Below are 18,599 nucleotides of genomic sequence, written 5' to 3'. Positions count from 1 at the left end.
TCAGCGTTTTTCTTCCTGAACGACTTGGCAGTCGGCCGGAAAAAAGTCATAAAAACACATGCCTTTGCCGCTTCGCGGATTGTCCGGGCATCGTTTGCGGTGGTCGCTTTTGAGCGGCACTCCTGCCGGGACCTCAAGTCCCACTCTCCAACATACCCAATGAGGGGAACGGAACGATAGAATACGCGGGGAAATTGCTGCCTGTCTTAATTCTCGCTCCTTTTGCGGGAAGCCTCATCGTAATCTTCTTTCCGTCCGATCAACGCGGGGCCACGGCCTGGTTCGCAGGTGCGATCGCCCTTGTCTGCTTTCTGGTGACCGCGGGTCTCTATCCCTTCGTCGCCCCCGGCGGCGTATTGCGTTATCAGCTCGACTGGATCCCCGAGCTCGGGCTCAACTTCACACTGCGGATGGACGGCTTCGCCTGGCTGTTTTCGGCGCTAATCACGGCGATCGGCGTTCTCGTCGTCCTCTATGCCCGCTACTACATGGCTGCCGAGGACCCGGTCCCGCGCTTCTTCGCGCTGTTCCTTGCTTTCATGGCATCGATGCTCGGCGTCGTGCTTTCCGGCAACCTCATCCTCCTTGCGGTCTTCTGGGAGCTGACGAGCATCGTCTCCTTCCTGTTGATCGGCTACTGGCATCACAATGCGCACGCCCGAGACGGTGCACGCATAGCGCTGACAATGACCGGCATGGGCGGGCTTTGCATGCTGGTCGGATTGCTGATCATGGGCCGGATCGTCGGAAGCTACGATCTCGATGTCGTGCTCGCCTCCGGCGACGCGATCCGCAACCACCCGCTCTACCTGACGGTCCTCATCCTTCTGCTGCTCGGCGCCCTCACGAAAAGCGCGCAGTTCCCCTTTCATTTCTGGCTGCCGCACGCGATGGCTGCGCCGACGCCGGTCTCGGCCTACCTACATTCGGCGACCATGGTAAAGGCGGGCGTCTTCCTGCTCGCGCGGCTCTGGCCGGTGATGGCCGGCACCGAGGCCTGGTTCTGGATCGTCGGTCTCGCCGGGCTCACGACCCTCTTGCTGGGCGCCTATTTCGCGATCTTCCAGAAGGATCTGAAGGGGCTCCTCGCCTATTCGACGATCAGTCACCTGGGGCTCATCACCGTGCTCTTGAGCCTCGGCAGTCCACTGGCGGCCGTCGCCGCGGTCTTCCACATCGTCAACCACGCCACCTTCAAGGCCTCGCTGTTCATGGCCGCGGGCATCATCGACCACGAAACCGGCACGCGCGACATGCAGAGGCTCAGCGGTCTCTTCCACTACATGCCGATCACCGCCACGCTTGCCATGGTCGCAAGCGCGGCCATGGCCGGCGTGCCGCTGCTCAATGGCTTCCTTTCCAAGGAGATGTTCTTCGCCGAGGCGATCGAGACGCACCTCGTCAACGCGCTCGACACAATGACGCCCTATGTCGCAACGATCGCAAGCATGTTTGCCGTCACCTATTCGCTGCGCTTCATTCACGGCGTCTTCTATGGCCCCATGCCGAAGGATCTGCCCAAGAAGCCGCACGAGCCGCCGCGCTGGATGCGGGCGCCGGTGGAGTTCCTCGTGCTTGCCTGCCTCGTCGTCGGCATCATTCCCGCGCAGACGATCGGTCCCTTCCTGCATACGGCCGTCGTTTCGATCCTCGGCGACCGCACGCCGCAATACAGCCTTGCCGTCTGGCACGGCTGGAACGTCCCGCTGATCATGAGCTTCGTGGCGCTGTCGGGCGGGGTCGGCCTCTATTTCATGATGCGCTCCTACCTTGCGACCAGCATCGAGGGACCGCCGGTCTTCCGCCTGCTCCAGGGCCAGCGCATCTTCGAACGCGTGCTGGTGACGCTTTCATGGAAGTGGGCCCGCTCGCTGGAGCAGAGCCTCGGCACGCGCCGCCTGCAGACGCAGATGTGCTTCGTCGTTCTCCTCGCGCTCGCGGCCGGAGCATTGCCGCTGTTGCTCGGCGGTTTCAAACTACCGCCCCTCATCATACGCGGCATCGATCCAGCCTTTGCCCTGCTCTGGGTGATCGGCATCGCCTGTGCCGTCGGTTCGGCCTACCAGGCGAAGTTTCATCGGCTGGCATCGCTCGTGCTGCTTGGCGGCGCGGGGCTAGTCACCTGCATCACCTTCGTCTGGCTTTCCGCACCCGACCTCGCGGTAACCCAGCTTCTCGTCGAAATCGTCACGACCGTCCTCATCCTGCTTGGATTGCGATGGCTGCCGAAGCGCATCAAGCAGCCCGAGGATTCCGAGGATCTTCCGTTCCGCATCCGCCTCAGGCGCCTCAGAGACTTCATTCTCGCGATCCTGGCCGGCGGCGGGATGATGCTCATTGCCAACACAGTCATGACTCGGCCGCCGCCGGAGACAATCGCAAGCTATTTCCTTGAGCGCGCGTACACGGAAGGCGGCGGCACCAACGTCGTCAACGTCATCCTCGTCGATTTCCGCGGCTTCGACACGCTCGGCGAGATCGCCGTGCTCTGCATCGTCGCCTTGACGGTCTTTGCGCTTCTCTTGCGCTTCCGTCCGCAGGCCGACAGTCTGGAGACCCCGGAACAGCAGCGGATGCAGAACGCGTTCGACGACGATCACCCGGATCGGGCAGCCGGCGACAGCGTCGCCGAGTATCTCTTCGTGCCCTCCGTCATCATGCGCTGGATGTTCCCCATCACCGGGTTGCTGGCCGCCTATCTCTTCCTGCGCGGACACGATCTGCCGGGCGGCGGCTTTGCTGCCGGCATCGCCATGTCGATCGGCTTCATCCTGCAATACATGTCGGGCGGCACCCGCTGGGTCGAGGAGCGGCTGCGCATCCATCCGCTGCGCTGGATGAGCATCGGCCTTCTGGTCGCCGTCGCGACCGGTGCCGGATCGTGGCTCTTCGGCTATCCGTTCCTCACCTCGCACGCGCAATATGCGACCTTGCCGATCGTCGGCAAATTTCCGCTGGCGAGCGCCATCCTCTTCGATCTCGGCGTCTTTTCGCTGGTCCTCGGCGCCACGGTGCTTATCCTCATTGCGCTCGCCCACCAGTCTGTCCGCGCACCGCGCGCCCACATGCGGGCAGCGCGCGCCGAAAAGGAGGGGGTTCGGTAATGGAACTCATTCTCTCCGCGGGGATCGGTGCACTGACCGCATCAGGCGTTTACTTGTTGCTGAGGCCGCGAACCTACCAGGTCATCATCGGTCTCTCGCTGCTCTCCTATGCAGTCAATCTCTTCATCTTCGGCATGGGGAGGTTGCGCGTTAACGCGCCACCAGTGCTCAATCCGGCAGGCGCCGGCGAACTTGCCAGCTATACGGATCCCGTCCCGCAGGCGCTGGTGCTGACCGCGATCGTCATCAGCTTTGCAATGACGGCGCTCTTCCTCGTCGTGCTGCTCGCCTCGCGCGGCTTCACCGGAACCGACCATGTCGACGGAAGGGAGCAGCGCCATGACTGATTGGCTGCAGCACCTTCTCATCCTAACGATCCTGCTACCGCTCGCCGTCGGCGCGGCGCTGATCCCGGTCGACGAGCGCAATCGGATGCTGAAGGGCGTATTCGGCTTCGGCTCGACGCTCATCGTCTTCGTTGTCGCCATGATCCTAATGCGCATTGCCGCGAACGCCGGCAACCAGCCGGGGACAGGCATTTATCAGCTTGGCAACTGGCCGGCGCCATTCGGCATCGTTCTCGTGCTCGATCGGTTGTCCGCGCTGATGCTCTGCCTGACGGCCGGTCTGGCGCTTGCCGCCCAGGTCTATTCCATGGCGCGCTGGCACACCGCCGGCCACCATTTCCATTCGCTGTTCCAGCTTCTCATCGCCGGGCTCAACGGCGCGTTTCTGACGGGCGATCTCTTCAATCTTTTCGTTTTCTTCGAAATGATGCTGGCGGCATCCTACGGCCTGCTGCTGCACGGCTCCGGCCCCATGCGTGTCAAGGCCGGCCTGCACTATATCGCGATCAATCTTGCCGCCTCGTCGCTGTTCCTCATCGGCGTCAGCCTGATCTACGGCGTCACCGGCACGCTCAACATGGCCGACCTCGCCACCAAGCTCGCAACCCTTACGCCCGACAACCGGCAGCTTGTCGAAGCCGGCGCCGCGATCCTCGGCATCGCCTTCCTTGTGAAGGCCGGCATGTGGCCGCTGAGCTTCTGGCTGCCGCCGGCCTACGCGGCCGCGACGCCGCCGGTCGCTGCAGTCTTTGCCATTTTGACCAAGGTCGGCGTCTACATCATCGTCCGCCTGCACTTCCTCGTTTTCGGTGCAGCCGCCGGAGCCTCCGCTGGCTTCGGCCAGGATTGGCTCGTTGCCGGCGGCATGCTGACGATTGCCTTCGGCGCAATCGGCGTGCTCGCCTCACAGGCGATGGGCAGGCTCGCCGGCTATTCGGTTCTGGTCTCCTCCGGAACGCTGCTTGCGGCGATCGGCCTCGGCCATGCGGGGATGCTCGCCGGCGCCCTCTTCTATCTCGTCAGCTCGACACTGACGATCTCCGCCTTCTTCCTGCTCATCGAACTCGTCGACCGCGGCCGCGACGCCGGCGCCGACGTTCTGGCGGTGACGATGGAAGCCTATGGCGACTTCGATGAGGATGAAGAAGAGGAGGAGGTCGGCGTCGCGATACCGGGGACAATGGCCGTTCTCGGCCTCTGCTTCTGCCTCTGTGCCGTGCTTCTTTCCGGCCTGCCGCCCTTGTCGGGTTTCGTCGCCAAGTTCGCGATCCTTCGCGGCCTCTTCGACATGCCGGGCACCGACCTGGCAACCGCGATGTCTGCCGCCGATTGGACCTATGTCGTGCTTCTCATCCTGTCGGGACTTGCCGCCATGATCGCGATGAACCGCATCGGCATCCGCACCTTCTGGGCCTCGATCGAAGGCACTGTGCCGCGTGTCTTCGTCATCGAGATCACGCCCGTTGTCGTTCTGCTTGCCGCCTGCATCTTCCTGAGCCTTCAGGCCGGCCCCGCCATGCGCTACATGCAGGCGACCGCCGACGATCTGCTCAACCCGCTGTTCCAGAGCGAGCGTATCCTTTCCGCGCCAAGAGCGGGAGGGCAATAGCCATGCGCACCTGGTTCCCCTATCCGCTGCTGTCGCTCACGCTGCTGGTGATGTGGTTGCTCCTGAACCAGTCGCTGGCGCCGGGCTCGATCCTCATCGGCCTCGTTCTCGGCATGGTGCTCGGCTGGGTGACGCTCAAGCTGCATCCGGCAAGATCGCATCTACACCGCATCGGGCGCGCGGCTCGCTTCGCTCTTGAGGTCATCGCCGACATTGTCCGCTCGAACATCGCCGTTGCTTCGATCATCCTGCGTGCCGGCCGTGTCCCCGCCATTGCCGGCTTTCTGACCGTCGAACTCGATCTCGAAGATGAGAACGCTCTCGCGCTCTTGGCCTGCATCTTGACGGCGACCCCGGGCACGGCATGGCTCGAATACGACCGCCGCCGGAAGACCTTGATTTTCCATGTGCTGGACTTGCAGAACGAAGAAGTGTGGCTTGGGACGGTCAAGCGTTACGAAGCGGCGTTGAAGGAGATATTCCATGACTGAGCTTGCGATCACCTGGTCGGTCCTGCTCTCCCAGGTCATGCTCGGCCTGGCGATGGCCTGCGCGCTTTACCGCATCGCTAGGGGGCCACGCGCGCAGGACAGGATCCTCGCGCTCGACACGCTCTACATCAACGCAATGCTGATGCTGCTCTCCTTCGGCATCCGCAGTGCGAACACCATCTATTTCGAGACCGCCCTGATCATAGCGCTGATCGGCTTTGTCTCTTCGATCGCCTTCGCGAAATTCCTGATGCGCGGCGAGGTGATCGAATGAGCCATCTGACCGACCTGCCGACCTGGGCCGCCGTCGGTGTCTGCGGCCTGCTGCTTTTCGGCGCCGCGATGACGCTGATCGGTTCGCTCGGTCTGCTGCGCCTTTCCGACTTCTATGAACGGCTGCACGCCCCGACAATTGCGACGAGCGGCGGCACGATCCTGATCTGCCTGGCGTCGATGCTCTGCTTCGCCGTGCTGCAAAGCCGCTGGATCTTCCACGAGCTGCTGATCATCTTCTTCGTCACCGTGACGACGCCGGTGACACTGGCGCTGCTCGGCCAGGCGGCGCTCTATCGCGACCGCTTTGAAGAACAGGATGGCGTTCCGCGCAAGCCCAGGCCGGAAAGCGAGAAAGGCACCGACTGATCGAGGATTATTCGCGACCGCGAAAACGGCGCTGGTAGGCGGGGTCGTAGAGCGAACTCTCGCGGAAGTCCGCCGCTTCGAGGCCGGGGCCGACGAAGATCAGCGCCGTGCGTTCGATCGGCTCGAGCGCGACCCTGTCCGCAATGTCGCCGAGCGTGCCACGCACAACGCGTTCATCGGGCCAGGAAGCCTTGACGACAATCGCAACCGGGCAATCGGCGCCATAGAGCGGCGTCAATTCCTCGACCACCCGGTCGAGTGCGTGGATGGCGAGATGGATCGCCAGCGTCGAGCCTGTAGCGCCGAATGCGGCGAGCGTCTCGCTGTTCGGCATCGGCGAGGCACGGCCGGAAACGCGGGTCAACACCAAGCTTTGCGCCACAGCCGGAATTGTCAGCTCCCGGCCGAGCGTTGCGGCAGCCGCGGCAAAAGCCGGCACACCGGGCGTCATGGTGTAGGCGATGCCATGCTTCTCAAGCCGGCGGATCTGTTCGGCGACCGCGCTCCAAACGGAAAGATCGCCCGAATGCAGTCGAGCCACGTCCTCGCCGGCCTCTGCGGCGCGAACATATTCCGCTTCGATCTCGTCGAGCGACATCGGCGCCGTATCGACGATGCGGGCGCCGGGCGGGCAATACTGCAGAAGCTCGGGCGACACGATCGAGCCGGCATAGAGGCAGATCTGGCAGCGGCCAATCAACTCCCTGCCCCTGACCGTGATCAGGTCTGCCGCACCCGGGCCTGCGCCGATGAAATGAACCGTCATATCCTATCCTCTTAGAAATTCGCTCAGGGCTTGACCCAGGACCATTGGGTAACCGGCATCGCCGGTCGCCAGCCGGTCATCGTTCCGACCGGTGAGGCCCGGGCGATATCGATCCGGATCAGCGAGCCACCAAGCCGCGCATGCTGTGCGATGAGAACGGCTTCCATTTCCGTCGTCACCGCATTCGCCACCAGCCGTCCGCCGGTGCCAAGCGCAGCGATCGCGGCATCCATCACGCCCGGCTCACTGCCACCGCCGCCAATGAAGATGACGTCCGGCGGCGCGAGACCACGAAGCGCCCCCGGCGCCTCGCCTTCGACCACCGCCAATCCCGGCACGCCGAAGCGTGCCGCATTGCGGCCGATGCGCGCGGCGCGCTCGGATGAGGCCTCGATGACGATGGCGCGCATCGCCGGGTCTGCCAGCATCCACTCGATGGCGATGGAGCCGGAACCGGCGCCGATATCCCACAGCAATTCGCCCTTGCGCGGCGCAAGGGTCGAAAGCGTCAACGCGCGCACCTCGCGCTTGGTGATCTGACCGTCATGCTCGAACAGCGCATCGTCGAGACCGGCGGCGAGCGGCAGCACCCGCGCTTTGGCATCTGCAACGACTTCAATGGCGCAGACGTTCAAGGGATGCAGGTCTTCAAGGGCGAAACTCGACGCGATCTGTCGCGAGATACGCTCGCGTTCTCCACCCAGCGCCTCCAGAACGGTCAGCCGGGCTTGACCGAATCCATTGTCACAAAGGAGCGCGGCAAGCGCCTTCGGACCGTCCTCGTCCGAGGTCAGCGCCAGCACGCGGGCGCCCGGCTGCAGATGCGGCCGGATGAGGTCGAGCGGGCGCCCATGCAGTGAAACCGTCGCCACGTCCTGCAAGGCCCAGCCAAGCCGTGAGGCCGCAAGGCTGAAGGACGATGGCGCAGGAATGACGCGCATTTCGCCAGCATCGATCCGGCGTGCAAGCGTGGCGCCGACGCCGAAGAGGAAAGGGTCGCCGGAGGCAAGCACGACGACGGTGCTGCCCCGCCTTGCAACGATCGCCTCGACGGATTTTTCGAAGGGGCTCTGCCAGGCTTGGCGCTCGCCCGTTATGAGAGAGGCCGCAAGCTCGAGATGCCTAGCTCCGCCGAAGACGACCGGCGTGGTTGCAATCAGCCGCTTGGCCTCGTCGCCGAGACCCGCTACACCATCCTCACCGATACCGACGATCACCAACCAGGGGGCGACGATGGCCGAAGCGCTGTTCGACATGTCAGCCATGGACAGACCTCGCATTCTGATCCTCGGCGGCACGACCGAGGCGCGGCAGCTTGCCGAGCGTCTTGCGGCCGATCCTCGCTACGATGCCGCCATCTCGCTCGCAGGCCGCACCGCCGACCCGCGCCCGCAACTGCTGCCGACCCGCGTCGGCGGTTTCGGGGGCGCAGAAGGGCTTGCCGCCTTCCTGAAGGCGGAGAACGTCGCGCTGCTGATCGATGCGACGCATCCCTTCGCAGCCCGTATTTCTCACAATGCCGCCGCGGCGGCGGAAGCAACCGGAACGCCGATTTTTGCGCTCCGCCGTCCCGCCTGGGAACTTGAACGCGGAGACCGCTGGACGCGCGTCGAGAGCGTGCCCGAGGCCGTGTCCGCGCTCGGTGGGGCGCCGCGTCGCGTTTTCCTGGCGATCGGCCGGCAGGAGGCGTTCCACTTCGAGAAGGCCCCGCATCACAAGTACGTCGTTCGCAGCGTCGACCCGGTAACGCCGCCGCTCGCCCTGCCCGACGTCACCGCAATTCTTGCCTGCGGTCCTTTCGCGGAAGCGGACGAGATCGACCTGTTCGAGGAGCATGGCATCGACCTCGTCGTCGCCAAGAACAGTGGCGGCACCGCGACCTATGGCAAGATCGCGGCGGCGCGCAAGCTCGGTATCGAGGTGATCATGGTCGAGCGCCACAAGCCCGCCGATGTAGCGTCGGTCGGCGATTGCGATGAAGCGCTCGAACTTATCCATCAGCGGCTTTCCCCGGTAAAGGACCGCGGGGTGTAGACCAGATCGGGCTTGCCGTCGCGCTGAACGATGCGCGTTTCCACAGAGCCTATGATGACACAGGTCGCCATGTCGGCGCGGTTGGCATCGGCCTCGCCGAGCGGCATCACCGCGATGCGCTCATCCGGCCGTCCGGCCGCCCGGCCGAAGATGACCGGGACGTGAGGAGGCAAAACCTGTCGCAGGATGGCGAAGGCCTCTCCGAGCTGCCATGGCCTCGCCTTGCTGATCGGGTTGTAGAGCGCAATGACAAGCCCGGCATCGGCGGCAAGCCGCAGCCTTTTCGTGATCACCTCCCAGGGCTTCAGATTGTCGGAAAGCGACATGGCGCAAAAATCATGGCCGAGCGGCGCGCCGATGCGGGCGGCTACCGCGAGCATCGCGGTCACGCCGGGTGTGATCGTGAGATCGACCTTGCGCCATTCCTCCGGTCCCTTGTCAATCGCCTCGCAGACGGCGGCCGCCATCGCGAAGATGCCCGGATCGCCCCCCGAAACGACGCAGACATCCGCGCCCGCTGCGGCGCGGGCGAGTGCCGCCTGGGCGCGGTCCAGCTCCTCGCGGTTGTCGGAGGCGATGCGGTGTTGGTCGGCCCTAAGGTCGAGACGGTCGAGATAGGGACCGTAGCCGAAGAACTCCGTCGCGGCGGAAATCGCCTCGCGTGTCTCGGGCGTCATCTGCGCCGGATTGCCAGGCCCCGTGCCGACGATGAAGAGCCTGCCGGTCATCGTCTGTCCTCCCTGGGCCTATCCTCCCAGCCGGGGACGAGCACCAGCGAGAAATAGGGCGCCTCGTCGTCCGGCTTTTGGCCAAGCGGGATCATCGCCGAATTCTTCATCGTGCCGCGTTCGACATAGACGGCGGCATCGAGCCTGCCGGCGGCGGCAAGCGCCCGGCGGATTTTTGGCAGGTTGCGGCCAACCTTCATGATCACCGCGGCCTCGGTATCGGCAAGGCGGCGCTGAAGCTCACCCTCGCCCATCGTGCCGGGCAGAACGGAAAGAACGTCGTCTCCTTGGACGAGCGGCAGTCCGGCAAGCGACCAGCAGCCGGACATGGCGGTGATTCCCGGAATGACCTCGACGGGGAAGCGGCCGGCGAGCCGCACATGCAGGTGCATGTAGGATCCGTAGAAGAGCGGATCGCCTTCGCTAAGCACCGCGACGGTACGTCCGGCCAGAAGATGCGCTGCGACTGCCTCGGCGGAGGCATTGTAGAAATCGGTGATCTGGCTCTTGTAGGCGCCGTCGTCCTTGTCGATCTCGGTCGTCACCGGATAGTAGAGCGGCAACTCAATGAGACCCGGCTTCAACAAACCCTCGACAACCGCACGGCCATTGCCGTTGCGTCCTGCCTTGGCAAAATAGGCGACGACATCCGCCTCGCCCAGCGCCCGCACCGCCTTTACCGTCAGAAGCTCGGGATCGCCGGGGCCGGTGCCGACACCGATCAATCTGCCCATCTCGGTCGCGCTCACAGGCCCGGCCTCGCGAGCGAATTGAGCGCCGCCGCGGTCATGGCGCTGCCGCCGAGACGGCCGCGCACGATCGCGAAGGGAACGCCATAGGAATTTTCGGCGAGCGCGTCCTTCGATTCCGCCGCGCCGACGAAGCCGACAGGCATGCCGAGGATCGCCGCTGGCTTCGGCGCGCCGTCGCGCAGCATTTCGAGGAGGTAGAAGAGCGCCGTCGGCGCATTGCCGATCGCGACAACGGAGCCGGCCATCCGTTCACCCCAGAGTTTCAACGCGGCCGCCGAACGCGTATTGCCGATCTCGGCCGCGAGCGCAACCGTTCGCGGATCGCGAAGCGTGCAGATGACGTCATTGCCTGCCGGCAGCCGCGCGCGCGTCACGCCATGCGCCACCATTTCCGCGTCGCAGAAGATCGGTGCGCCGTTTTTCAGCGCCGTGCGGGCGGCCGAGACGAAGTCCGGCGAGAACACGAATTGACGCGCGGCTTCGACCGAACCGCAGGCATGCACCATGCGCACGGCGAGATCGGCCTCCTCCTCGGAAAAGCCGGAAAGATCGGCCTCCGCCCGGATGATCGCAAAGGAACGCTCATAGATGGCGTTGCCATCGCGGATATAGTCGTAGTCCGGCATTTCTATCCCTGTTCAAACGCGGCGGCGATGCGCGCGGCCCCCAGCCGTGTAAGGCAGGACCGTGCCGATTCGCCAGCGTCTTTGTTTTTCCGCACCAGCGCACCGAGATGCCCGAACGCGGATCTTATTCCATTCGCATCCGTGTAGGCACTCGGCGCGACGGAAGCAGTACCATTTACGACAAGCGCATATCCTGATGGCGCACCGACAAGCGTCAGTTCCGCAGATGACGGACGCGCGCATCCTTTGGGACAGCCGGAAAGATGCGCGGTCAACGAGCCGTCGAGCAATTCGGGTGCTGCCTCGACCATCAACCGTGCCACGGCTTTGGTCTCCATCAGGGCGGATGCGCAGGCTCCGGTACCGGCGCAGGTGGCAATATGGTTGCGCGGATCGTCCTGGGCGATGCGGAAGCCCAGCGACAACGCGAGGCGTTGCAATATCGCTGCGGCATCGCGATCGAGTCCGAGCAAGAAAAGTCCGTGTCCCGGTGCAAGCCGTATCTCGGCAACACTCAATTCCTCGGCTTTGCGCAGGAAGGCCGTCAGGCTGGCGGCATCGACCTGGGCGAAGGCGAGGCCCACGCCAAGCACGGTGGCGCCATCGGCGAACGTATGTAGGCCGGCAGCCGGCACGGCCGGCTCCATCGCCAGGGTTGATGTCGTCGGCGGACGCGCTCCGCCCGCCAATTGGTCCTTGACCACCTCCGCATCGAGATCACGGCCCCGCGCCGCGTCACCCATGGCGGCGAGCCTGCGGAGGACGGCGAGGAGGCCGGGGACGGCGCCGTGCCTATCGAGCAGCGCGACCGGCCGCGCCGCGCGCGCCGTTCCGCCAAGCGAAAGCAGCCAGGCCACGCCGTCATCCGTGTTCACCGCCTTCGAACGCAGGTCGGCGACGATGTCGTCGAGATGAAAGCGACCGCCGCCGTCGATGATGATCGAGAGCTTCGGTGCGAGCTTGAGTGGCGGGTCGAGCGCGGCGATCGCTTCGCGAAGCGCCAGCGCAAGCGGACGGGGATCGATGATCTCGTCGGTATCGACCCCGGCAAGTGGCGGCGTCTCGATCGCGACGCCTTCGGCAACCGCAATACCAGCTTCGCCTATTGCCGACGCGAGGCCCGAGACCTTCGCTGTGGTAAGGCCCCGGACCTGCAGATTGCCCCGCGCCGTCACCTCCAGAATGCCATTGCCGAAGCGCTCGGCGGCAACCGCAAGCGCCCGCAGCTCCGCGGGCGTCAAGCTGCCGGTCGCGGGCCGCAGGCGGACCAGCAATCCGTCGCCCGTCTGCATCGGTTTCGCAAGCGACGGACAAACGCCCCGCCGCATGGATGAATCGGGAGCGGCCGCGTCTGGTCTGGGCGTGGCGCAGCTTGTCATCTCTTTGGTCAGTCCTCCCGGGAAAGGGCAATGGTCCCCGCCGCTTTCGATGGACGCTATATCACAGCCGCGCGCTTTGAGAGAAATCAAAGGGCAAGCGATATTGCATTGCGGCTGGCGGCGAACTTGCTTCTACTCGTCGAAATCGGCGCCTTTGCGCAGCAGGTAGATATCCATGATCCAGCCGATGCGCTGCCGCGCCTCGGCACGTACCCTGAGGATCTCCTCCTTCACGTCCGCAAGACGGCCGGAGACGACGATCTCGTCCGGCGTGCCAAGATAGGCACCCCAAAAGATTTCGGCGTCCGGGTCGCCGATCTTCTCGAACGCCTGCTCCCCGTCGAGCATGACGACCGCCGTTTCGCTTTTATCCGGGAAGCTTTCGGCAAGCCGCCGGCCGGTGGTGATCTCGACCGGCTTGCCGACAAGATTGAGCGGGATGCGATGGCTGGCGCAGAGCACCTGAAGACTGGTGATGCCGGGAACGACTTCGAAATCGAACGCGGCATTGCCTCGTGCCTTGACGCGCTCCACGATGCGGATCGTGCTGTCGTAAAGCATCGGATCGCCCCAGACCAGGAAGGCACCGGTCTGCCCTTCGCCGAGTTCGTCGAGCAGCAGTGACTCATAGATAGCAGCGATGCTTCCATGCCAGTCGTCGACGCTGCCGTTATAGCTTCGTCCCTCGGTCTGGCGCACCGGCACGGCAAACTCGACCGTGCGGCTGTCGCTTCTTGTGACATAGCGCGCGCATATCTCGCGGCGGACCTCGGCAAGCTCGGTCTTCTTCGCTCCCTTGGTCGGGATGAAGAGCACATCGGCCTTGTTGAGGGCGTTGATTGCCTGAATGGTCACGTGCTCGGGATTGCCCGCACCGATGCCGATAATCAGGATATGCCGCATGTTCTGCCTGCCTCTCGCGCTGCGTCTTATTGGGCAGTCTTTGACCGATCGGAGGCAGTGGCGCAAGGTTTGTCAGCGACAGGCGTCGGCGGGGTCGCGCCAGTCCTACAGCGCTGCGCGTCTTTTGAGACGCGCAAAGGACGCTGTAGGAATTCAGCTCAGTGACTGTCGGCAATCTCCGGCTTCTCCGGCAACCGCCAGTCAATCGGATCGAAGCCCTTGGAAACGAGAAAATCATTCGCCTTCGAGAAATGCCGGCAACCGAGAAAACCCGAATGCGCTGACAGCGGTGAAGGGTGCGCCGCCTTCAGCACGAGATGCCGGGATTGATCGACAAAGGCCGCCTTTCTTTGCGCGTAGGAGCCCCACAGCATGAAGACGACGGGTTGCTGCTGCTCGTTGACCACCCGGATGACGGCGTCGGTGAAGCGCTCCCAGCCTTTGCCCTGATGCGATGCCGCCCGGCCCCGCTCTACCGTCAGCACGGCGTTCAGGAGCAGCACGCCCTGACGCGCCCAGCTTTCGAGGAAGCCGTGGCGCGCCGGCGGAATGCCGAGGTCGTCCTGAAGCTCCTTGTAGATGTTGACGAGCGACGGCGGTATGCGCACGCCGGGGCGCACACTGAAGCAAAGCCCGTGCGCCTGGCCGTCGCCGTGATAGGGATCCTGTCCCAGGATAACGACGCGCACCTTATCGAGCGGAGTCAGGTCGAGTGCCCGGAAATATTCGCTGCCCTTCGGAAAGATCTGCCGGCCTTGCCCTTTCTCGTCCAGCAGGAACCGTTTGAGATCGGCCATGTAGGTGTGATGGAATTCCGGCGCCAGCGCGGTCTTCCAGGTCTCTTCCAGCCTGATCGTCGCATCCATGGGCATGTCCCTCGCTTCTCTCTCGCTCCGGAATTTAGCCCCGCGAGCGCCCATCGCAAGCACTGCCGCGATGTTCGCCGCCTCGGTTCACTGTTTTTGATTATCCTCGCGGGAGGCATTGTATTTATTCGTACATAGCGCTAACCAAAACAGCGAAGCGTTATATTCTCAAAAATATCACGAACAGGTGGAGGCTGCGGATGAGGGGACGGAGAGATGGGCTCGCGGGTTCGGGGCTCAAAGATCTGGCTCTGGCGCTGGCGCTGGGCCTCGCCCTGGCGGGTGCGGTTCTCGCTCCCGCACGTGCGGCGGAAAAGGTGACAGTTTTCGCTGCGGCAAGCCTGAAGAACGCGCTCGACGCGATCAATGCCGAATGGCAAAAGGAAACTGGCAAGGAGACCACGGCCTCCTACGCCGCAAGCTCGGCCCTTGCGAAGCAGATCGAACAGGGCGCTCCGGCAGACGTCTTCATTTCGGCTGACCTCGCGTGGATGGACTATCTCGCCGACAAGAAGCTGATCAAAACGGACACGCGCTCCAACCTGCTCGGCAACCGCCTCGTCCTCGTTTCCGCAAAGCCCGATTCGACATCCGTCGATATCAAGCCCGGCTTCGACCTCGCTGCTCTCGTAGGTGACGGCCGCCTGGCGATGGGCGCGGTCGATTCGGTTCCGGCCGGCAAATACGGCAAGGCGGCACTGGAAAAACTGGGGCTCTGGCCGGCCGTCGAACAGAAGGTGGCAGGCGCGGAGAGCGTGCGGGCCGCACTTCTCCTGGTCTCTCGCGGCGAGGCTCCCTATGGCATCGTCTACCAGACGGATGCGGTTGCCGATCCGGGCGTCAAGGTGGTCGGCACGTTCCCGGAAGACAGTCATCCGCCGATCGTCTATCCGATCGCCATCACCACCGACAGCAAGAGCGCCGACGCAGCCGTCTATCTCGAATTCGTCAAGTCGGCCAAGGCCGCAGCCCTTTTCGAGGCGCAGGGCTTCACGGTGCTCAAATAGGTTGACGCGACGCTCTGCGGGCGCGCGAGTGTCTGCTGAAAATCGTTATCGATCATGGATAAGATCAGGTAGGCGTTCAAAGTGTTGTGGCGATCTCCGCGCCGTGGGTCGGACCGGACCTGCGGCGCAGAGTTTGAGTGCGGAGGAAATTGGCGTTTGGATTGGTGGATGACATTGAGTGACGCGGAGTGGACGGCGGTCCAGCTGAGCCTGCGCGTCGCCACCGTCGCGATGGTGTGCAGCCTGCCGCCGGCACTGCTGGCCGCGATGGTGCTCGCGCGCGGACGCTTCTGGGGCAAATCGCTCCTGAACGGCATCGTGCACATGCCGCTCGTCCTGCCGCCGGTGGTCACCGGCTTCGTGCTGCTGCTTCTCTTCGGCCGTCGAGGACCGATCGGCGCCTTCCTGGCGGAGAATTTCGGCATCGTCTTTTCCTTTCGCTGGACGGGTGCCGCACTTGCCTGCGCGGTCATGGGCTTTCCGCTGATGGTGCGCAGCATCCGGCTGTCGATCGAGGCAGTCGACCGCAAGCTCGAGGACGCCGCCGCCACGCTCGGCGCCGGACCAGCATGGGTGTTCGTGACCGTCACATTGCCGCTGATCCTTCCCGGCATCATCGCCGGCATGATCCTCTCCTTCGCCAAGGCGATGGGCGAGTTCGGGGCAACGATCACCTTCGTCTCCAACATTCCGGGCGAGACGCAGACGCTCTCCTCGGCGATCTACACGTTCACGCAAGTTCCGGGCGGCGATGCCGGAGCGATGCGCCTCGCCATCATCTCGGTCGTCATCTCGATGGCGGCATTGATGCTGTCGGAGATTTTCGCCGCAGTAGCGGCCAAACGGTCGGTGGCCGCGTGAGCCTCGAGGTCGAAGCCCGCCACCGGATCGGTGCTTTCACAATCGACGCCGCGTTCTCGTCCGACGGCAGTGTCACGGCGCTGTTCGGCCGCTCCGGCTCCGGCAAGACGTCGCTGATCAACATCATCGCCGGCCTTCTCCGTCCCGAGGTCGGCAGGATCTTGCTCGATGGCGACGTGATCGCGGACAGCAGGAAGCGGATATTCACGCCGATCCACCGGCGCCGCTTCGGCTATGTCTTCCAGGAAGCGCGCCTTTTTCCGCATTTGAGCGTCCGCGGAAATCTGGCCTATGGGCGCTGGTTTTCCGGCGCGCAAAAGTCCGCATCGGAGTTCGGGCGGATCGTTGAAATGCTTGGCATCGGCCACCTGCTCGATCGTCGCCCCTCGACGCTCTCGGGCGGCGAACGCCAGCGCGTCGCCGTCGGCCGTGCGCTGCTCGCTTCTCCCCGCCTCCTGTTGATGGACGAACCGCTCGCCGCGCTCGACGAGGCGCGAAAGGCGGAGATCCTGCCGTATCTGGAGCGGCTTCGCGACGAAACTAGAATTCCGATCGTCTATGTCAGCCACTCGGTCGCGGAAGTCGCCCGATTGGCTGAGCGTGTCATCGTGATCGAGAACGGCCGGGTCCAGGCGTCGGGCGACGCGGCGGTCATCTTGAGTCAGCCGGCAGCGGTGCATGCGATGGACTGGCGCGAGGCAGGCGCCCTGCTCGAGGGCGTGGTCGAGAGCCACGACAGCGCCCACAATCTGACGATCGTCCGGGCGGGAGAATGTCTCGTGCGCGTGCCGCAACTCTTCGTTCCGCCGGGCCACAGCGTTCGCCTGCATATCGCAGCGCGCGACGTGATGCTCGCCACCGCGCGTCCCGAAGGCATCAGCGCGCTCAACGTGTTCGAGGGGACGATCATCGATCTGTCGCCCGACGAAAAAGGCAGCATCGACGTTCGGCTGCAATGTGGCGGCAATGTCATTTTGGCCCGCATCACCGCCCTGTCGCGCGACGCGCTTGAGCTTGCGCCCGGGAAATCCGTCCACGCGATCGTCAAGACGGTGGCCCTCGATCACTAAGCCTAGGCGTCACTCACTTCTGTCGCGCCGCCTCCTCCACGGAAACAGCATTGCGATCGCGAACCGCCTCAAGCCAGTCGAGATCGTCGTCGATCGCGGCGCAAGCCTTGGCCTCCATCGCCCGGAAGCGCTGGATCAGCATCTCGCCGAAAGCGGTGACGGCGGCACCGCCGCCCTGCTTGCCGCCGCGCTGCGATTCCACCGAAGGCTCCTTGAACATCCGGTTCAAGGCATCGACGAGCAGCCAGGCGCGCCGGTAGGACATGTCCATCGCGCGCCCGGCGGCGGAAATCGAACCGGTTTCGCGGATGAGCTCCAGGAGCATGATCTTGCCGCGCCCAAGGCGATCGTCGGGCGGAAAATCGATACGCAGGACCGGGTGGAGTTTATAGTCTTCGTCACGCATGCCGCGAGCATAGAGTCTCGGCCGACGTTCTGGAAGTCCAGCCGTGCGGCACGTTTTAATGCGTGTCGCCCAAAAGTGTGCAGCGGTTTTGGGGCGACGACATGCATAAAGCAATGACCTAAAGCGCGTCGCATGAGTCCGCTTGAACGCGACGCGCTTTAGAGGCTCATGCCGCCGTCGATCACATGCACATGGCCGGTCGTATAGGCAGAGATATCGCTGCCGAGATAGACGGCGAGCGCAGCGATCTCCTCGGGCGTGCCGAGACGCCCCATCGGCTGGCGCGCAATGAAGGCAGCGCGCGCCTGCTCGTAGTTGCCCTGCGCTCTCATCCGCTCGTCGAGCGACGGGGATTGGACCGTGCCCGGCGCGATGGCGTTGCAGCGGATACCTTTGCCGATGAAATCGATAGCCACCGACTTTGTGAGGCCGACGACCGCCGCCTTGCTCGCCGAATAGACGAAGCGGTTCGGCACACCCATCGGCACCCCCGCCACGGACGACATGTTGATGATTGAGCCAGCGCCTTTTTCGATCATTCCGGGCAGGAAGGCGCGGATCATCCGGAACATCGATTTCACATTGAGGTCGAAGGCGAAGTCGTAGTCCTTTTCGCTCGCCTCGATGATCGTGCCGGCATGGACGAAACCGGCGCAGTTGAAGAGAACGTCGATGGTGCCGGTGCGCGCTGCAAAGGCGGCGATCGCCTCTTCGCTGAGCACGTCGAGCTTCGCCACCTCGATCCCCTGGGCCGCAAGCTCGGCGAGCTTTTCCTCATTGATGTCTGTCGCGACGACCGAGGCGCCCTCGCGGTTGAAAGCCTCGGCCGCCGCGCGACCGATGCCTTGCGCCGCCGCCGTGATCACCGCCCGCTTGCCCGCCAGAAGTCCGCCCATGTTCCTTCCCCATCCGTGCTTGCACTCGCGGACCCTGCGGCCCGTCTCATGCTCGCCAAGAGACATCGGAGCGCGCCGATCTGTCAAGCGATCGATCGTATTTTTATCGAAA

20 protein-coding genes are annotated in these 18,599 nt (G+C 64.1%); 10 read left to right on the top strand and 10 right to left on the bottom strand.

Features of this window, described 5'->3' with window-relative positions:
* Window positions 1-176 precede the first annotated feature (176 nt).
* Genes PZN02_RS08230 through mnhG form a run of 6 tightly spaced genes read left to right on the top strand, consistent with a single transcriptional unit; the run spans window position 177 to window position 6,193 of the window.
* The gene (locus tag PZN02_RS08230) at window positions 177-3,104 is read left to right on the top strand and encodes a monovalent cation/H+ antiporter subunit A (protein WP_342394717.1); all 2,928 of its coding nucleotides are present in this window, start codon (window positions 177-179) and stop codon (window positions 3,102-3,104) included.
* Window positions 3,104-3,451 carry a Na+/H+ antiporter subunit C gene (locus PZN02_RS08225; protein WP_280661086.1) on the top strand — a complete coding sequence of 116 codons (348 nt, stop codon included), beginning with the start codon at window positions 3,104-3,106 and terminating at the stop codon, window positions 3,449-3,451. The genes PZN02_RS08230 and PZN02_RS08225 overlap by 1 nt, the downstream gene beginning before the upstream one ends.
* Window positions 3,444-5,060, top strand: coding sequence for a monovalent cation/H+ antiporter subunit D (locus PZN02_RS08220; RefSeq protein WP_280661085.1), 1,617 nt, complete (start codon window positions 3,444-3,446; stop codon window positions 5,058-5,060). Before PZN02_RS08225 ends, PZN02_RS08220 begins: the two co-directional genes overlap by 8 nt.
* A gap of 2 nt (window positions 5,061-5,062) precedes the next feature.
* Entirely contained in the window at window positions 5,063-5,551 is a 489-nt protein-coding gene (locus PZN02_RS08215) for a Na+/H+ antiporter subunit E (RefSeq protein ID WP_280661084.1), read from the top strand.
* The gene (locus tag PZN02_RS08210; RefSeq protein WP_153436990.1) at window positions 5,544-5,825 is read left to right on the top strand and encodes a K+/H+ antiporter subunit F; all 282 of its coding nucleotides are present in this window, start codon (window positions 5,544-5,546) and stop codon (window positions 5,823-5,825) included. The genes PZN02_RS08215 and PZN02_RS08210 overlap by 8 nt, the downstream gene beginning before the upstream one ends.
* The gene (gene mnhG / locus PZN02_RS08205; RefSeq protein ID WP_280661083.1) at window positions 5,822-6,193 is read left to right on the top strand and encodes a monovalent cation/H(+) antiporter subunit G; all 372 of its coding nucleotides are present in this window, start codon (window positions 5,822-5,824) and stop codon (window positions 6,191-6,193) included. Before PZN02_RS08210 ends, mnhG begins: the two co-directional genes overlap by 4 nt.
* A 7-nt stretch (window positions 6,194-6,200) precedes the next feature.
* On the opposite strand, the gene cobM is transcribed toward mnhG, so the two are convergent.
* On the bottom strand, window positions 6,201-6,959 hold the full coding sequence (cobM, locus tag PZN02_RS08200) for a precorrin-4 C(11)-methyltransferase (protein ID WP_280661082.1): 759 nt from the start codon (window positions 6,957-6,959) through the stop codon (window positions 6,201-6,203).
* A gap of 23 nt (window positions 6,960-6,982) precedes the next feature.
* Complete coding sequence (cbiE, locus tag PZN02_RS08195) at window positions 6,983-8,215, bottom strand: precorrin-6y C5,15-methyltransferase (decarboxylating) subunit CbiE (protein ID WP_280661426.1); 1,233 nt, start codon at window positions 8,213-8,215, stop codon at window positions 6,983-6,985.
* Between cbiE and PZN02_RS08190 the strand changes: the two genes are divergently transcribed.
* Complete coding sequence (locus PZN02_RS08190) at window positions 8,193-8,993, top strand: cobalt-precorrin-6A reductase (protein WP_280661081.1); 801 nt, start codon at window positions 8,193-8,195, stop codon at window positions 8,991-8,993. The genes cbiE and PZN02_RS08190 overlap by 23 nt on opposite strands.
* On the opposite strand, the gene PZN02_RS08185 is transcribed toward PZN02_RS08190, so the two are convergent.
* From PZN02_RS08185 to ung, 6 genes are all read right to left on the bottom strand, one after another.
* Entirely contained in the window at window positions 8,957-9,721 is a 765-nt protein-coding gene (locus PZN02_RS08185) for a precorrin-3B C(17)-methyltransferase (RefSeq protein WP_280661080.1), read from the bottom strand. The genes PZN02_RS08190 and PZN02_RS08185 overlap by 37 nt on opposite strands.
* Window positions 9,718-10,470, bottom strand: a complete 753-nt coding sequence (locus PZN02_RS08180) for a precorrin-2 C(20)-methyltransferase (protein WP_280661079.1) — start codon at window positions 10,468-10,470, stop codon at window positions 9,718-9,720. Before PZN02_RS08180 ends, PZN02_RS08185 begins: the two co-directional genes overlap by 4 nt.
* Window positions 10,467-11,099, bottom strand: coding sequence for a precorrin-8X methylmutase (locus PZN02_RS08175; protein WP_136508658.1), 633 nt, complete (start codon window positions 11,097-11,099; stop codon window positions 10,467-10,469). The genes PZN02_RS08180 and PZN02_RS08175 overlap by 4 nt, the downstream gene beginning before the upstream one ends.
* 2 nt (window positions 11,100-11,101) lie before the next feature.
* Complete coding sequence (gene cobG / locus PZN02_RS08170; RefSeq protein ID WP_280661078.1) at window positions 11,102-12,478, bottom strand: precorrin-3B synthase; 1,377 nt, start codon at window positions 12,476-12,478, stop codon at window positions 11,102-11,104.
* A 132-nt stretch (window positions 12,479-12,610) separates the two neighbouring features.
* Entirely contained in the window at window positions 12,611-13,381 is a 771-nt protein-coding gene (gene cobF / locus PZN02_RS08165) for a precorrin-6A synthase (deacetylating) (protein ID WP_280661077.1), read from the bottom strand.
* A 158-nt stretch (window positions 13,382-13,539) separates the two neighbouring features.
* Window positions 13,540-14,247 (bottom strand): uracil-DNA glycosylase, encoded by a 708-nt coding sequence (gene ung / locus PZN02_RS08160; RefSeq protein ID WP_280661076.1) that lies wholly within the window; start codon window positions 14,245-14,247, stop codon window positions 13,540-13,542.
* A 200-nt stretch (window positions 14,248-14,447) separates the two neighbouring features.
* Between ung and modA the strand changes: the two genes are divergently transcribed.
* The 3 genes from modA to modC all read left to right on the top strand — a co-directional run bounded on the left by modA (window position 14,448) and on the right by modC (window position 17,185).
* Window positions 14,448-15,254: a molybdate ABC transporter substrate-binding protein gene (modA, locus tag PZN02_RS08155; RefSeq protein WP_280661075.1), complete on the top strand. Its 807-nt coding sequence runs from the start codon at window positions 14,448-14,450 to the stop codon at window positions 15,252-15,254.
* Between the two features lie 168 nt (window positions 15,255-15,422).
* Entirely contained in the window at window positions 15,423-16,115 is a 693-nt protein-coding gene (modB, locus tag PZN02_RS08150) for a molybdate ABC transporter permease subunit (RefSeq protein ID WP_280661074.1), read from the top strand.
* On the top strand, window positions 16,112-17,185 hold the full coding sequence (gene modC / locus PZN02_RS08145) for a molybdenum ABC transporter ATP-binding protein (protein ID WP_280661073.1): 1,074 nt from the start codon (window positions 16,112-16,114) through the stop codon (window positions 17,183-17,185). Before modB ends, modC begins: the two co-directional genes overlap by 4 nt.
* 13 nt (window positions 17,186-17,198) lie before the next feature.
* Here modC and PZN02_RS08140 read toward each other — a convergent pair whose 3' ends face one another.
* Both PZN02_RS08140 and PZN02_RS08135 read right to left on the bottom strand, forming a co-directional pair.
* Complete coding sequence (locus tag PZN02_RS08140; RefSeq protein ID WP_280661072.1) at window positions 17,199-17,591, bottom strand: winged helix-turn-helix domain-containing protein; 393 nt, start codon at window positions 17,589-17,591, stop codon at window positions 17,199-17,201.
* 158 nt (window positions 17,592-17,749) lie between these two features.
* Window positions 17,750-18,487 carry an SDR family oxidoreductase gene (locus tag PZN02_RS08135; protein ID WP_280661071.1) on the bottom strand — a complete coding sequence of 246 codons (738 nt, stop codon included), beginning with the start codon at window positions 18,485-18,487 and terminating at the stop codon, window positions 17,750-17,752.
* Window positions 18,488-18,599 lie beyond the last annotated feature (112 nt).

The sequence above is a fragment of the Sinorhizobium garamanticum genome (assembly GCF_029892065.1).
Classification (GTDB): Bacteria; Pseudomonadota; Alphaproteobacteria; order Rhizobiales; family Rhizobiaceae; genus Sinorhizobium; species Sinorhizobium garamanticum.
The sequence above is the reverse complement of the archived record's forward strand: the minus strand, read 5'-3'. Positions and strand labels throughout refer to the sequence as shown.